The following is a 15,491-nucleotide window of genomic DNA, read 5'->3' on the forward strand; positions in this document are numbered from 1 at the left end:
GCCCACCGCAACTATTGACAAAGAGCCAAAAATCTAAAAAGTTGAGCCATTCACATCCCTCTGGATAAATAAAGGTGAGGACAAAATTAAGAATTTCACTAGAGAGATGAAAAATGGCTCAACATATCAATAATTATACTGAATATCAAACTATAGCCTAATACTGCATACTTGTAACTATCCGCTATATTCTTATACAAAATCTTGTACTAACTTACGGTAAATTATTCATAAATGTTTCTAATATTAGCACTGATGAAGCTGCACCCGGATCAAGGTGTCCTATTGCCCTTTCTCCAAGTCTCATTGCTCTACCCTTCTTTGCTATCAATGGGATAGTAGATTCTGCACCTTTCTTAGATGCTTCTACAAACATCTCAAATGCTTTTTTGGGCTCTATATTTTCTTCTATAGCCTTTGTAAAAGCATCCAACCCCGGCCTTAAAGCGTCGACCATTGTTTTTTCTCCTATTACAGCTTTACCTCTCATTTCAACCGATTCTATTGCCACTTTAAACATATTGTAAAAAACTTCAAAATTAACTTCTTCTTTATTTTCTGCAGGTTCTCCAAATTTCATAAAAAAACCTCCATATAATGGTCCTGCAGCACCACCAACTTTAGATAATAAAGCCATACCTACTTTTTTAAAGAAAAACGTTATATTTTTTCTTTCCATTCTGCTAAATTTCTCATAACCTCTCTAAATCCTATACTAAGATTTACGCCATGATCACCATCACCTATTTCTGAATCCAATTTAGTTAAATAATCTTTTTGTTGTTCTATAACTTCCGCTAAATTTTCAATAACTTTTATGAAGTAAGATTTTTCAAGTATGTAATTCTTATACATGACAATTTTCACTCCCTTATGTTAGTCTGAAGGTTATTAAACGAACACCACTAATTTCGCTGGTGTTCGCTTCAGAACAATTAATAAACAATTGCTTTATTACTTGATGACACAATAAGGAGTATCGCAAGGATAATCTAATAGCTCTTTCAATTCTTTGTCTAATTTCATTAGAGTAACTGACATGCCTACCATATCCATTGTAGTAGCATATGCTCCCACGAATGACCTATAAATCTTAATTTCGCTTTGTTCTAGAATCTGAGCTACTTTTCTAAAACAAATATGTAAGTCCATTAGCGGAGTAGCTCCTAAACTATTTACAAGTACTGCTACTTCATCTCCCTTACTAAACGGTAAGTCAGGTAATATATGATTCATTATTTCATCAATTACCTTATCAGCTTCCTGTAGTTTACCTCTTCTAACGCCTGGTTCACCATGTATACCCATGCCTATTTCCATAAGTCCTTCCTCTAATTCAAACATTGGTTTACCTGTTGATGGATGTGTTGCTGCTGCAAGTGCAACTCCCATTGTTCTTGTGTTGTCATTTGCTTTTATTGCAGCAGCTTTTACTTCATCCAAATCTGCACCCGTAGCTGCTTTAGCACCTGCTATCTTGAATACAAAGAAATCTCCTGCAATTCCTCTCCGATCTTTAATATTCGCTGAAGAAGCCACATCATCAGTAACCAAAACCGTCTCAACTCTAATTCCATCTGCAGCTGCCATTTCAACTCCCATGTCAAAATTCATTACATCTCCTGCATAATTTCCATATAAATATAGGCATCCACATCCTGCATCTACAGCTTTAACTGCATTATAGCATGGCTCTGGAGAAGGAGAAGTATTGATATTTCCTATAACCGCTGCATCTGCAAAATTTTCGCCAACATATCCTAAGAATAGCGGTTCATGCCCTGAACCTCCTCCTATAATTATCCCTACCTTGTTTTTCACTGGAGCCCTTTTATAAACTACTACACGTCCATCATTTTCAAGTAATTTTACATGTTTATCATGAGCTTTACAAAACCCTTCCAGCATTTCCTCCACCACGTCATACGGATTATTAATTAATCTTCTCATAAAAATCTCCTTTCTTTAATTAACTTAAATTAACCAAATTTATTTACTCTTTTGTTTTCTTCTGCTGCATGAATAAATTTCGTTTTTATTATTAGTAATTGAAGCTTGTATAACAGTTGCTATTGTTCCTACAGCCAAAGGTTCATCTACAAGTATAATTTTTTTCTTAATTCCTCATTTAGCATATCTAACACCATTTGAGTCGCCATAATAGAACTTCCTATATCTGCAAAAATAAAGATATTGTCACCATCATAAATTCCTCTATTACCTTTTTTATTTTTAAAGGATTAGTTCCTATACGCTCATCTTCCGTACCACTAATTGGTATTAACTTGGATTGTTTATTATTCATTTGTTCAGCTATCTCTACAACACCCTCAGCAACCTTTTTGCTATGTGATACTATTATAAAGACTGCCATTTAAATCCCTCTCTTTTGTATCGCTACAACACAATATATTTGCAATAAACTTCATGATTTTCCCTCATGATCAAATAGCTTAGAATCTTCGCATATTAAGAAGGGACATAGATACCCCCGTGTAAAAGCGGGGGTATCTACTACTTATTATCACAGTTCGCTTATTTTATCATTAACTTTCTTTAATGCATAATATATTTCCCTATATATATCGTAAACTTTTTCATATTTGCTCTTATTTTCAGCAATTGGCACAGTTCTAGTTTCTATTTTTAGAAGTTTTCTTGCTGCTTCTTTAACTGATGGCCAGAAACCCGCTCCTACCCCTGCAAGTATAGCCGCACCATATGATCCCCCTTCGCCACTGTAACTCACTGTAACAACTTCTGTACCTAATATATCTGCTTGGATTTGTCTCCATTTAGGATTTATAGCTCCTCCTCCACTTACTCTAACCTGTGTGAGGGGAACACCTAATGTTTCAATTAATTTTAATGCATCCTTCAAGCTGAAAACAATGCCTTCTAACACAGCTCTTACAAACGCTCTTTTATCATGCATAACATTTATTCCAACAAAAGCACCTCTTGCATTTGGATCAGTGTAAGGGCATCTTTCACCTACTATATATGGAGTAAACAATAATCCATTAGCCCCTACCTCAACTTGCATAGCTTCATTCACTAAAATGTTATATGCATCTTCTCCGCTCAGATTTGCAATAATTTTTTCTTCGAGACCAAATGAATCTCTAAACCATTTGAAAGACCCGCCAGCCGCAAGGGTACATCCGAAAATATTCCATTCTCCTGGTACTCCACCTCTAAAAAGTTGTAAGGAACCTCCTGGATTGCGTCCAAATTTTGAAAGAGCAACGGAAGCAATTCCTGCTGTACCAATTATAAGCATCGCTATTCCTTCTTCAGTTGCTCCAGTTCCTACTGCCTGAGCTAATACATCTCCAGCTCCGCCTACTACTGGGGTACCTTCTTTTAAGCCTAATATTGAAGCTGCTTCAGAAGTTAAATGTCCACTTATTTCTGGACTTTCTACTACATCTGGGAAAATGCTCTTCTTTATTTCAAGCAAATTTATTAAATCATCTGACCATTTATTTTTCTCAACATCATATAAGCAGGTACCACTTGCATCAGAAACATCCGTAGCAATTTTTCCTGTTAATTTATATCTAATATAATCTTTAGCTATTACAAATTTATCTATTTTTTCATAATTTTCTGGTTCTACTTCTTTAATCCACAAAATTTTCCCAATAGTATATCCAGGTAAAGCAGTATTTGCAACATAGTCTATTAACTTATCTTCTCCTCCAACTTTGTTATGAACCTCATCACATTGTTTTCCAACACGATTGTCATTCCACATTATAGCATTTCTTATGACTTTTCTATTTTTATCAAGTGGTACTAGAGTATGCATTTGACCGCTCAATCCAATCGCTGCTATTTCTTCAGGTTTGATTGCAGCTTTTTCTAAAGCCTTCTTTATTGTGTCAACAGTTGCATCCCACCACACTTCAGGGTCACTTTCTGTCCAGCCGGGTCTTGGAACAATAAAATCATATTCTTTTGTTGCTTTAGCTACAATTTCACCTGTTTCGTTAACAATTATCGTTTTACATGCAGAAGTACCAACATCAATTCCCAACACATATGCCATAATATACTCCCCCTTTATCCTTAATGTAAACTTATTAAAACATTAAACTGTTGCATACAACAATAATCCACCCAATAAACCTCCTAAAATTCCTGCCAAAATTGCTGCCCAATTTATTTTTTTGCGATCAAACAAATCAGCTACAAAAGCACCCCAAAATGCCGTCAATGCTTGGTCACTCCATGGTCCTGGAAGATGGCCACTCATTTGTGGCTCAAAAATCAGCCCTATTCCATGATTAACTAACCACACCGTACCCACTATAAAAAATCCTGCAAGTAAGCCTCCAATGCTTTTCCATTCCTCAGCAAGTTTTCCCCACATTAATCCTATTGCCAGTGGAAATAAAATGCCGCCAAATATAGTAGTTACTACATGTTGCCATGTCCACATTTATGCATCACTCCTTCTGAATAGATGTAATAAGTAGCCAGCTATTGTCGCTCCTATTAATTCGAGAACAATGGTCACTAAAGCTGGTCCAATACTTATTCCATGATATAAGCCATAAGAAGCTCTTACCAGTTCGCCATTTGTTTTTAGTTGTATATTACCCCCCAGCAAAGATGAAAGCCATATGGCAAATGCCATATCTATCCATGCACCATCTGGATCATTTGGAAATGCATTTGCATAGTGGTTTAACCACCATGCTGTGGTTATTATAAGTCCTGCTGCAAGCCATCCACCAAGCCAATGCCAATGAGCTAATGCTGAAGGCCATATTGTGAATACACCGTATCCAGCAAAAGCACCTGTAATTGCTCCTATCAAAATTCTCGACAGCTTCATAATGTAAAATACTCCCCCTTTTTTATAAAATTTTTGGTTTTCCTGCAGAACCCCTTTTATGATAAAAGGAGTTCTGCTTTATATTTCAAAGGAATTCCTCCCACCGGTAGAAACCATTTTTACTTATATCGAATACAAAACTAGGTAGAAAGGAATTCCTTTAAAACCAAACTAATTAAATGAAGTAATGTATCCTTACATGTTTTTGGATTAAATACTCATGCAAGCCCTCAGGACCATGCTCTGCTCCTAAACCACTATCCTTCCATCCACCATATGGAGCATTAATTACTCACGCATCTACATTATTAATAGCAACATTACCTGCCTGAATCTCTTGTGCACAACGTTTAGCTATGTTCATATTATTTGTATATACTATTGCTGCTAAACCATAATTAGTATCATTTGCTAATTGTATTGCTTCATCTATGTTATTAAATGGCATAACTCCAACCGCCGGACCAAATGTCTCTTCGCGCATTATCAGCATATCATGGTTAACATCACGAACAATAGTTGGTTCATAGAAAAATCCTTTTTCAAATTTTGGGCCTGACGGTCTTTTACCTCCGCACACTATTTTAGCACCTTTAGCTACAGCATCGTTTACATGACGTTCAACTTTTTCGACGCCTGCTTTTGTACACATAGGCCCCATATCTACATTTTCGTCTATGAGACTATTCCCGACGACCAGTTTTTTTGTCTTTTCAGCAAATTTTTCAAGAAAAGTCTCATATATTTCTCTTTCTACATATATTCTGTTTACCGCAATGCAAATCTGGCCAGCATTCCTAAAACTACGCCTGACAGCCCCCGTAACAGCAGCATCTAAATTAGCATCTTTAAAAACAATCATTGGTAAACTGCCACCAAGTTCAAGAGTTACTTTCTTTATACCTGAAGAAGCACTCATTTTTAAAATTTCTTTTCCTGTTTCTGTAGAACCGGTAAAGGCAACACGCTTAACCAATGGATTTTCTATTAATGCAGGCCCTACAGTCCCTCCAGAGCCTGTTATTACATTTAAAACCCCTTCTGGCACTCCTGCATCCACTAAACATTCAACAAATTTTAAAGGAGAAAGTGGAGTCTCACTTGGCAATTTGGCTACTATCGTACAGCCAGATGCCAATGCACCTCCTATTTTCCAAGCCAGCAGTTCAATCGGGTAATTCCATGGAGTAATAGCTGCTGCAACCCCAATAGGTTCGTATACAACTATACTTTCCGTATCCTTTTCTTCATTTGCTATTACACGCCCATAAATTCTTTCACCTTCTTCTGCATAATATCTAAGAATTTCTGCTCCCTTCTCTACTTCTCCCTTGGCTTCTTTTACTGGCTTCCCCAATTCTTCTGTCATAGTCTTAGCAATTTTTTCAGAACGTTGAAGTACTATTTCAGAAGCTTTTCGAAGAATTTTACCCCGTTGAAATGGATTTTCCTTTTTCCATTTTAGAAAAGCTTCCTGTGCTTTTAAAATTGCTTCTTCAACATCTTCTTTAGTAGCTGCTGGAACCGTCGCAAACACCTCTTCTGTGGCAGGATTTACCACTTCTATTATTCCGCTCCTTTTTGCATCTACCCATTTTCCACCTATTAGCATTTTATAGTGCTGCACCATCATATCTCCTCCTCATTCACTTTACCAGTCACCCATACAACAACTAGTGGAATATTGCCTACTTGTCGAGTAGTGTGAAATTCTCTTGGTGGAACATATAATGCATCCCCTGGCTTTATTGGAAATTCATCATTCCCTACCACCATCACTCCTTCGCCTTGTACTACAAAGTATACTTCTTCCTCATCATGTGCATGGCCTGTTGTGGTCCCTGTGGGATATATTATCGTATACCCCATCTTTAAACGTCTGGAAGGCGAATTCTCTGGATCAACTAACCAGTAAGTATCTCTTAGCGTTGGCTTCTCCCTGTTCTTTACCCATGCCCTTAATGACCTCGTTGCATCTACATCTGGTTCCTTAGAATTAACGTTTACTACATATTTCATAAATATATTCCCCCTTTGAATTTTTTAAAATATTTTTCAGCCTTCGAAAGTTATTAGCTTACATCAAAACCCCTCAAATTATTCCATCACCTCTTTCAAAAATCGTTTACTAAGCTGTCATAAAAAGTAAGAATTCATCTACTATATTTACCTATCCTTAAAATCAACAAGTTATATATACCCCTTTTCTTTTAGCATTTTGTAATTATAAATATATTTTGGTTGACGGCCTTCAAAATAATCAATAACGGCTTGGACAGCTTCTACTGCCATACGTACAGTCGCTTCTTTTGTTAGAGCTGCTGAATGAGGAGATAGTATTACATTCTCAAGTCTTAATAATTCATTATCGCTTGATGGTGGCTCTTGCTGAAACACATCAAGGCCTGCTCCTGCGATCCTTTTTTCTTTTAAAGCCCCAATCAAAGCTTGTTCGTCTATTACTGTTCCTCTTGCCGCATTTATTAAATAAGCTGTAGGCTTCATAGAATATATAAGTTCTCTCGTTATCATTCCCCTTGTTTCAGGTATATCAGGACAATGCAATGTTACAAAATCTGATTCTTTAAATAGTTCCTCAAGCGTGTCAACAAACTTATAATCATATTCTCTAAACTTTTCTTTTACATATGGATCATAAGCAACTATTTTCATTCCCAATCCATCATGGCACTTTTTTGCAACTAAACTTCCTATATTCCCCATTCCAACAATTCCAAGTACCTTCCCTTCTATCTCCATAGAAATATTAGAGTTTCTCGCTCCCCAATTGCCACTGCGAACAGCTTTATCCATTAAATTTAACTGTTTTGCTAAATTTAGTATCATTGCTATTGTGTGTTCTGCTACAGATAAATTATTTACTGCTGGCAAATTGCAAACCAATATACCTTTTTCCGTTGCTGCATTTACATCTATATTATCAACTCCTGCCCCTGTCCTCGATATTATCTTTAAATGTGGAGCATTTTCGATTACTTCCCTTGTAATCTTTGATCTAGTTCTTAAAATAATACCATCTACATCTTTTACCATAGACATAAGCGTTTGTTGACTTGTATCATGTGCTGTAACAATTTCAAATTTTCCCTCTAATAATTTTCTTCCCTCTGGATGTATCTCCTCTGAAAGCAATACTTTTTTCATGCAAGTAGCCCTTCTTCCTGTAAAATTTTTCTAATTTCCTCAATTTCATTTTCATTTAAAGGTAGTAATGGTAGTCTTGGCTCCATTCCATAATAACCTAGCCAGTTCATTGCTACCTTGACTGCGGCTACTCCACCTTTGCCAGATATTTTTTCATTAATTTTACAAAGTCTGTTACTTAGTTCTTCTGCTTCTTGATACTTGCCCTCATTAAATAATTCTTGAATTTCACAGCAAAGGTCAGGCAGGTAATTTGCCATTGAAAGGACACCGCCTATAGCTCCTTTTTTTAATCCGTCCAAAAATTTATTTATAGAGCCGGAAAGTACATAGAACTCTGCTCCCTTAGGTACAGCATTTATATAATTTCCTATATCTTCTTTTGAAGAATCTTTTATTCCAACGATATTAGGATGTTGCGCAAGTACAGAAATTGCTCGAGGAGAAATTAATACTCCATTTGCAGATCTGGGAATGCAATAAATTGTTATCGGAATAGGAGATTTATCAGCAACTTCAGTATAAAATTTGATTAATGCTTCATCAGTCATTTTACTAGCAAAATAATGAGGTGTAAGAACACTGGCAAAATCAACTCCAAAATCTGCTACTTTTTTAGTAAATTCTATTGTAGCCCATGCTGATTCTCTTCCTGTGCCAGCAAGTAAAGTTTTATCTTTTGATTTACTCTTTGCAACTGTCTTTATAACTTTAATTGCCTCTTCATCTGTTAAACTTCTAAATTCGCCATTGCTTCCTAAGCATAAATAACCTTTTAATTTAGAACTATTTAATTTCTGAATATTCTCTTTCAACTTTTCATAATCAATTTCTTGATTAACAAAAGGAGTTACAAGTGGTGCAAATACTCCTGTAAGTTTTTCTCTTATACTCATTATAGTAATATCCTCCTTTTTAATTTACAGTCATTATTTTCGTTTTGTTTTCTATTTCAGCCTCTACTTTAAGCAGTAAAGCAAAAATTGTGCCAAAACGGGCAAAACGTTTAATAGTGAAGTTTCCTACCGTTTCACAGTCTACATTAAAAACCGATAATGCAAATTTGCCATTTATTTTTTATTTCAATGCAGAAATGCAATGCTTACAGACAGTCTATCATTACCTCATTTGCAAACTAAAGTTATTGTTATTCTATAGCTTCCACATCTTTATTTCCCATTGCAAAACTTCTTTTATTAATAAGTTTTAATATCTCTGGTGCTTTATTAGTAGCATTCAATAGTTGTATTTTTTCTTTTACAGTCTTTTTTACATTTTCTCTTGCTACGGCACCATATTTTCTAACATCAACTAAATCCGGGTTATTTGATAATTTTTCCCTTAAAGCATGGGTAAAAGCCTTATTTAATTCTGTAGCAAAATTAACTTTTGAAATCCCAGCTTTTACTGCTTGAATAACAGAGTCATCCATTACTCCAGAAGCACCATGAAGTACTAATGGTATTTTTACCTTGTCTTTTATTCGTGCTATTCTTTCAATATCTAATTGCGCAGATTGAACTTTCATTCTGTGAGCGCTTCCCACTGAAATCGCCAGTGAATCTACTCCTGTCTTTTCATAAAATTCTAGAGCTTCTTCTGGAGTCGTAAGATATTTTTTTACTTCCTCTGGAGAAAGGGGCCCATGAGCTGCATCAGGTATTTTCCCAATTTCCCCTTCTAAAGGAATTCCCGCAGCATGTGCTATTTCAACTAATTTTTTTGTTTTTTCTATATTCTCTTCAAACGTAAGAGACGACCCATCAAACATAAGTGATGTAAATCCTGCTTTTAATGCTTTTATAACTGTAGAAAAGTTTACTCCATGGTCTAAATGGCATACTACAGGTACTGTAGCTTCCTCAGCTAATACTTTAATTAGAGCCGCAAATGATTTCTCCCCCCATATGCTATTGCTCCTTCACTTATCTGAATTATCACAGGGGCATTTTCCTCTTCAGCTGCCTCGATTATAGCTTGAACCACTTCCATGTTATAAGCATTGAAAGCTCCTACTGCAAATCCATTCTCTCTTGCATAAATAAGCATTTCTTTACTTGTTACCAGTGGCATTATATCAGCTCCTTTATATTAGATATTCTTTTATGAAATTAAATTCCTGTAATGTAACTCCTGCTTCACCTAGATGTCTTGGGTTAGATACTCCTTTTTTATGATCAGCATGATAATCTGAACCCCCACTAAAGAATTTTACTTTTGTAGAATATTTTGTTCTAATATACTCCTCAATTTCAAAATCTTTTAAATTTCCCTTATAGCTTGTTTTGCTGTAAAGATATCGCGCTTCCATACCGTCGATTCCATGGTTTATAAGCCTTTCTATATATTCTTCTCTTGTTAGATTTCTTCCATCGGGATAATGAATTACTTCATCGATTAAAAAAGGATGTGCTAGTACTGCCGTTCCACCACATGACTTTATTAAATCAATTGCATCAAATGGACTTATTTTTTCCCTTCTTACATTTAATTCAGGATCGTCTCTAACCATTATTTTCGCATCTTTCCATGATGGTGCATATCCCTTTTTGGCCATTAATTCAAATATATGTTTTCTTTCAACTTCGTCTGGATCTCTATATCTTATATTTCCATTTTCATCAATATACTTTAATATCTCATTTTCATAGTCAATTGGCATTCCCTTAGCAGTAAGTATTTCACATAGTTTTCTATATGCTTCTGTTTTGCTTCTCCTCATCCTTTCTACTACTTCCGCTAACAGTGGATTTTCCCAATCCATGCGATACCCTAAAATATGAACATCATCTACATAGGTATCGCATGAAAATTCGATTCCTAATACTATTTCTACTCCATGCTGGTGTGCAAATTCCTTTACGCTAATCCTACCTTGAGAAGTATCCAGATAAAGAGGAGGCGGTACGTCATGGTCTGTAATTGCAACAACTTTAAGGCCACTTTTAGCAGCATTAATAATCAATTCTTCCGGCGAATCATTTCCATCAGAGCGCGTAGTATGACAGTGCAAATCACAATCATACTTTGCCTTTACTGGAGAAGTAGTCACAATTCCTGGAGCTATTGAACCTTCTGTAAAAGATAATATATACAAGAGCCTTGCCTCCTTTCTAATTTTTTAAAATTCATAGTATTACTTTTTATTTTATCATTTATTTTAATTTAGCACGAAAATAGATTTAAAAATCTATTTTCATTCCTGGTCGTGTTTTGTTAAGCATGGATGGTTAATTAATAATTTGTTTTCGTAGTTTTTTAAGATAATAAAATATTAATTTTGTTAAGTTGGTAATTATAAAATCCGGCTGCAGAGCAACTATAGACTGTAAATCACCTGTTCCATATGTCACAGCACAGGTATAAACTCCCGCATTTTTCCCACACAAAACATCTACTTCAGAATCCCCAACGTATAAAGTTTCCTCTGAAATATTATTTATTTTTTTCAATAGCTTCTCTATTATTTCTGAATGAGGCTTTATATTTTCGACATCTTCCAAGCACAATACAACTGAAAAATATTTATCAAGTTCAAAATGTTTTAAAATTTTTTCTGTTAGAGTTCTACACTTAAGAGTAGCAATTCCAATATTAATTTTTCTTTCTTTTAAGAAGTTTAAAGTTTCTTTTACTCCTGGAAATAAAGAAGTATAATTAGTACAAGATTCACTATAAATTTTTTCAAATTTGCTGAATACTCTATCAAACATATGAATATTTTTTTCTCCCAAACCACACTTTATAACTGCTTCAGCACCGTTGCCAATGAAAGATGCTAGTGTTTTTTCAGATAAAGTGGGAAGATTAAATTCACTAAATGCCTTATTCGCAGCTATAACAATATCCTTTTTTGAATCTATAAGGGTTCCATCTAAATCAAAAATAACTGCTTTAATATCCAAAGTAAATCGCTCCTTTATTTAGTCATGCTGCGATATTTTGCATCTATCATTTTAATTTTCTCCACTTTTGGTAAAGAACGTCCTCCTTGAAATTCTGACTCAAGCCACACATCTACAAGTTTTTTAGCTAGTTCTGGTCCTACTATGACTCCACCCATAGTCATAATTTGTGCATCATTACTTTTACGTGCTCTTTCTGCAGAATACACATCATGGCATATGGCAGCTCTTACTCCAGGCACTTTATTGGCAACAATAGCCATCCCTATCCCTGTGCCGCAAATAAGAATTCCTCTTTCAAATTCTCCCGATGCAACTCTTTCGGCAAGTGCTACAGCAATATCGGGATAATCCACCGGATTTTTGTCATAAACACCTATGTCAACTACTACAATTCCTTTAGACTGTAAATGTTCTTTAATAACCTCTTTTAAATCAAAACCAAAATGATCACTGCCCAAAATTATCTTCATCATTTTTTCCTCCTCACTTAGTTCTATTTTTAAGAAAATTCTCTATACTTATAGCTATTGACTCACCATCTAGCCCAAACCCTTTTTTCAACATATCTTCTGAACCTGCCGTTCCAAACCTATTTTTCACTCCTAACCTTAATTGTCTAATTTGTGGTCTTTTTTCAGTTAAGAATTCTGCCACTGCACTCCCTAGTCCACCCGTTGTATTGTGATGTTCAACAGTAATGATATTATCTACTGAAGATGTAAGCTCCAGTAGCAAATCTTCGTCTAATGGTCTTATAGTAGGCATATTTACAAGAGTTACTCTTATACCTCTTGACTGCAAAATTTCAGAAGCTTTTAAACTATCATATACTGCATTGCCACAAGCAATAATTAATGCATCTTTTCCTTCTTTTATAACCTCTCCTTTTCCAATTTTAAAATCTTTCTTTTTATCAAAAATTACCGGTTCTTCTTTTCTACCCCTAAGCCGCATGTAGACAGGGCCATTGTATTCAAATATTGCTTTTGTGGCTGCATAAGCTTCTGCTGCATCAGCCGGATCTATTATCACTATTCCGGGAATTGTTCTAATCACTCCCATGTCCTCTAGTGCTAAATGAGTAAAGCCCAACCATGCTGATGAAAATCCTGTATCTGTTCCTATCAATTTAATATTTAACTTACTACCTGCCACATCTACTCTTATTTGTTCTGCTGCTCTAAATGCTAAAAAATTAGCATATGATGTGACAACAGGTATTTTCCCACAAAGAGCCATTCCAGCAGCTACACTTACCATAGTCTGCTCTGCTATGCCAACATTAAAGCTCCTTTCCGGAAATTTTTTTATAAAGTCACCATATCGTGATGCTGAATCCGCTGCAACAGTTACAACATCTGGATTTTTCTCCCCCACCTCAACAATTGCCTCAGCAAATGATGTTCTAGTTGACTTCTTTAACTCACTCATGATAAAGCTCCTCCAATGACATTTCATTTTTTAATTCTTCATATTGTTCATATGAAAGAACTTTATAGTGCCAATCAACCTTATTTTCAGCAATTTTTAGTCCCTTTCCTTTTACAGTATTAGCAATAATAACAGAAGGCTGACCTTTAACAAATGGAATTTTATTAAAAGCTGTAAGTAACTTTTCTATATCGTGACCATCTATTACTTCTACACCCCATCCAAAACTTTTCCATTTTTCAGCTAAAGGTTCCAACCGGGTTATATTTTCTGTAAAATCTCCCAATTGCAGCATATTTCTATCTACTATTACAATTAAATTATCTAGTCCATAATAAGCAGCAGTCATGGCCGCTTCCCAATTACTTCCTTCCTGTAATTCTCCATCTCCAGTTATTACAAAAACTCTGTATTCTTTTTTGTCCATTCTGGCTGCTAAAGCCATTCCTACTCCTAGAGCTATTCCATGTCCTAAAGAACCAGTATTAGCTTCTACACCAGGAAGCTTAATTTCTGGGTGACCCGGAAGCATAGTATCATATTTAGTACAAAAATCTCCTAATAATTTTCTTTCAAAAAACCCCATTTGTGAAAGTATAGAATAAAGTGCCAAACATCCATGGCCTTTACTGAGTATTAATCTATCTCTATCAGGCCATTTTGGATTTCTAGGATCTATCCTTAATACACCTTTATAGAGTGTAGCTAAAATTTCTGCTAATGAAAGCGCTGGTCCAAGGTGTCCTGTTCCTGCTCGGGTGCTCATCCAAATGCAATCTTTTCTTATCAAATCAGCAGTCTGTTTTATTGAATCAATTTCTTCAAAAGTAACGCTCAAAAGAATCAACTCCTTCAATCATTTCTATTTTTTAAAATAAACTTCTGACATAATTTTCAAGGTCTATCACAGCTTTTGAAAATTGAGTATAAGTAGTAATAGTAGGTTCAAGTTTTTCAAAATCTTCAAGTGGTATTGTAGTTTCGCCATATCCTTCAGCAAAATAGGGAACCCTTAGTAGTTTTTCCATTATCTCATCCGGAACAGATTCTTCACATTTATCTTCAATTGGTCTGTCCATATACAGCATCATAAATGCTTTTATAAGTTCAGGATTCATAGTGTATACTAAATTACAACCTGCAAGTTTTTCTATATGCCATATATACTGTGTTCCATTTACTTTAGGACTAACTCTGCTGGATGCTACTAACATTTTGCTCGGATAATCTCTCTTAGCCAATATCTTGCATGCTTTTTTTGTTATAGCAATTCCTGCCCACCTTTTCATTTCTTCGGTTAGTTCTATTCCTCTCTCTTTGGCTTGTTCTTCAAAAATTTTTGCATCTTCAAATCTTCCTATCATGATTGTAATCACAGAACGCCACTTAGAATAATCGGTTCCATATTTTTCTCCCAGTGCTTTTCCTTGTTTTACGGCTTCGGCTACTGCCATTATTTGTGGTAAAGTATAACAAAGAGTAGCATTTGTAGGTATTCCTAGCGCTGTAAGAATATATATTGCTAAAACACCTGCTTTAGTTGTCGGAATTTTGACCATAATATTGGGTTGTAATACTTTTAATTCAAGAGCTTGCCTTACCATTTCCTTGGTATCCACTGAAATTCTTGGATCTACCTGTGCTGATACATAACCATATTTATAACCTGATTTCTCAAAAAGTGGCATGTAAAGACTTGCACCGCGTTTACACGCTTCTTTGTACGCTTCCCATGTTACTTGGGTATAATCCATTCGAGGATTATCCTTTATAATTTCTTGTATAATCTTTGTCCATTCATCTTTCAAATTATCAAATACCGCTTTTGTAAGCGGGGGATTTGTGGTTACTCCTTTAAAAACCCAATCTTTTGGATCAGATTCTTGGTCCCACAGCTTTTTTAGCTGAAAGCTTATTAAATCCTTTAAGTCTTTATCTTCTATTGAATTTAAAAAGTCATTACACCATTTTTCATAAATTAAAGGATTTGAATCCCACCATAATTCTATATCTGGTGACAATGAGTTAAGCTTTTCCATGGAGCTAGGTTTATAATTTTTGTTTTTATCCATTTAGTAACCCTCCCATTAGCAACTTCTCTATCTCTTATTTAAGCAATATTCATGCCAAAAAAATAAGAC

At 35.2% G+C, this 15,491-nt stretch carries 14 protein-coding genes and 3 pseudogenes; all 17 read right to left on the reverse strand.

All coding sequences use genetic code 11. The features are described 5' to 3' along the window. Positions 1-214: 214 nt before the first annotated feature. The 17 genes and pseudogenes from dhaL to OEI98_RS10010 all read right to left on the reverse strand — a co-directional run bounded on the left by dhaL (position 215) and on the right by OEI98_RS10010 (position 15,422). Positions 215-855: pseudogene (gene dhaL / locus OEI98_RS09925) on the reverse strand (dihydroxyacetone kinase subunit DhaL). Positions 856-954: 99 nt separating this feature from the next. After that, positions 955-1,950, reverse strand: a complete 996-nt coding sequence (locus OEI98_RS09935) for a dihydroxyacetone kinase subunit DhaK (protein ID WP_003870784.1) — start codon at positions 1,948-1,950, stop codon at positions 955-957. A 220-nt stretch (positions 1,951-2,170) separates the two neighbouring features. After that, the gene (locus OEI98_RS09940) at positions 2,171-2,374 is read right to left on the reverse strand and encodes a PTS-dependent dihydroxyacetone kinase phosphotransferase subunit DhaM (protein ID WP_003870783.1); all 204 of its coding nucleotides are present in this window, start codon (positions 2,372-2,374) and stop codon (positions 2,171-2,173) included. A gap of 150 nt (positions 2,375-2,524) precedes the next feature. Further along, a complete protein-coding gene (gene xylB / locus OEI98_RS09945; protein WP_004400112.1) occupies positions 2,525-4,054 on the reverse strand; it encodes a xylulokinase in 1,530 nt (509 codons plus the stop codon). A 42-nt stretch (positions 4,055-4,096) separates the two neighbouring features. After that, entirely contained in the window at positions 4,097-4,447 is a 351-nt protein-coding gene (locus OEI98_RS09950; RefSeq protein ID WP_003870781.1) for a Lin0368 family putative glycerol transporter subunit, read from the reverse strand. Next, entirely contained in the window at positions 4,448-4,846 is a 399-nt protein-coding gene (locus OEI98_RS09955; RefSeq protein WP_003870780.1) for a Lin0368 family putative glycerol transporter subunit, read from the reverse strand. Between the two features lie 175 nt (positions 4,847-5,021). Continuing rightward, positions 5,022-6,476 (reverse strand): annotated as a pseudogene (locus OEI98_RS09960) (aldehyde dehydrogenase family protein). After that, positions 6,476-6,865: a dimethylsulfonioproprionate lyase family protein gene (locus OEI98_RS09965; RefSeq protein WP_003870778.1), complete on the reverse strand. Its 390-nt coding sequence runs from the start codon at positions 6,863-6,865 to the stop codon at positions 6,476-6,478. The pseudogene OEI98_RS09960 and the gene OEI98_RS09965 overlap by 1 nt, the downstream one beginning before the upstream one ends. Before the next feature lie 171 nt (positions 6,866-7,036). After that, positions 7,037-8,011: a hydroxyacid dehydrogenase gene (locus OEI98_RS09970; RefSeq protein WP_029688065.1), complete on the reverse strand. Its 975-nt coding sequence runs from the start codon at positions 8,009-8,011 to the stop codon at positions 7,037-7,039. Then, on the reverse strand, positions 8,008-8,907 hold the full coding sequence (locus OEI98_RS09975) for a dihydrodipicolinate synthase family protein (RefSeq protein WP_029688064.1): 900 nt from the start codon (positions 8,905-8,907) through the stop codon (positions 8,008-8,010). The genes OEI98_RS09970 and OEI98_RS09975 overlap by 4 nt, the downstream gene beginning before the upstream one ends. Positions 8,908-9,158: 251 nt before the next feature. After that, a pseudogene (locus OEI98_RS09980) lies at positions 9,159-10,084 on the reverse strand (class II fructose-bisphosphate aldolase). A 13-nt stretch (positions 10,085-10,097) separates the two neighbouring features. Further along, positions 10,098-11,108: a PHP domain-containing protein gene (locus OEI98_RS09985; protein WP_003870773.1), complete on the reverse strand. Its 1,011-nt coding sequence runs from the start codon at positions 11,106-11,108 to the stop codon at positions 10,098-10,100. Between the two features lie 133 nt (positions 11,109-11,241). Then, positions 11,242-11,916 carry an HAD family hydrolase gene (locus tag OEI98_RS09990; RefSeq protein ID WP_003870772.1) on the reverse strand — a complete coding sequence of 225 codons (675 nt, stop codon included), beginning with the start codon at positions 11,914-11,916 and terminating at the stop codon, positions 11,242-11,244. Positions 11,917-11,930: 14 nt separating this feature from the next. Continuing rightward, on the reverse strand, positions 11,931-12,392 hold the full coding sequence (rpiB, locus tag OEI98_RS09995) for a ribose 5-phosphate isomerase B (protein ID WP_266037618.1): 462 nt from the start codon (positions 12,390-12,392) through the stop codon (positions 11,931-11,933). A gap of 10 nt (positions 12,393-12,402) precedes the next feature. Next, on the reverse strand, positions 12,403-13,350 hold the full coding sequence (locus OEI98_RS10000; protein ID WP_004400106.1) for a transketolase family protein: 948 nt from the start codon (positions 13,348-13,350) through the stop codon (positions 12,403-12,405). Beyond that, entirely contained in the window at positions 13,343-14,188 is an 846-nt protein-coding gene (locus tag OEI98_RS10005) for a transketolase (RefSeq protein ID WP_266037621.1), read from the reverse strand. Before OEI98_RS10005 ends, OEI98_RS10000 begins: the two co-directional genes overlap by 8 nt. Positions 14,189-14,219: 31 nt before the next feature. After that, the gene (locus tag OEI98_RS10010) at positions 14,220-15,422 is read right to left on the reverse strand and encodes a transaldolase family protein (RefSeq protein ID WP_003870768.1); all 1,203 of its coding nucleotides are present in this window, start codon (positions 15,420-15,422) and stop codon (positions 14,220-14,222) included. Positions 15,423-15,491: the final 69 nt, after the last annotated feature.

Origin of the sequence: Thermoanaerobacter sp. RKWS2 (assembly GCF_026240795.1) — a bacterium.
GTDB lineage: Bacteria > Bacillota > Thermoanaerobacteria > Thermoanaerobacterales > Thermoanaerobacteraceae > Thermoanaerobacter > Thermoanaerobacter ethanolicus.

Bases quoted from the DNA above. Each gene is read 5' to 3' on its own strand.
- OEI98_RS09935 (WP_003870784.1), bottom strand. From the start codon at position 1,950: ATGAGAAGATTAATTAATAATCCGTATGACGTGGTGGAGGAAATGCTG.
- OEI98_RS09940 (WP_003870783.1), bottom strand. From the start codon at position 2,374: ATGGCAGTCTTTATAATAGTATCACATAGCAAAAAGGTTGCTGAGGGT.
- xylB (WP_004400112.1), bottom strand. From the start codon at position 4,054: ATGGCATATGTGTTGGGAATTGATGTTGGTACTTCTGCATGTAAAACG.
- OEI98_RS09950 (WP_003870781.1), bottom strand. From the start codon at position 4,447: ATGTGGACATGGCAACATGTAGTAACTACTATATTTGGCGGCATTTTA.
- OEI98_RS09955 (WP_003870780.1), bottom strand. From the start codon at position 4,846: ATGAAGCTGTCGAGAATTTTGATAGGAGCAATTACAGGTGCTTTTGCT.
- OEI98_RS09965 (WP_003870778.1), bottom strand. From the start codon at position 6,865: ATGAAATATGTAGTAAACGTTAATTCTAAGGAACCAGATGTAGATGCA.
- OEI98_RS09970 (WP_029688065.1), bottom strand. From the start codon at position 8,011: ATGAAAAAAGTATTGCTTTCAGAGGAGATACATCCAGAGGGAAGAAAA.
- OEI98_RS09975 (WP_029688064.1), bottom strand. From the start codon at position 8,907: ATGAGTATAAGAGAAAAACTTACAGGAGTATTTGCACCACTTGTAACT.
- rpiB (WP_266037618.1), bottom strand. From the start codon at position 12,392: ATGATGAAGATAATTTTGGGCAGTGATCATTTTGGTTTTGATTTAAAA.
- OEI98_RS10000 (WP_004400106.1), bottom strand. From the start codon at position 13,350: ATGAGTGAGTTAAAGAAGTCAACTAGAACATCATTTGCTGAGGCAATT.
- OEI98_RS10010 (WP_003870768.1), bottom strand. From the start codon at position 15,422: ATGGATAAAAACAAAAATTATAAACCTAGCTCCATGGAAAAGCTTAAC.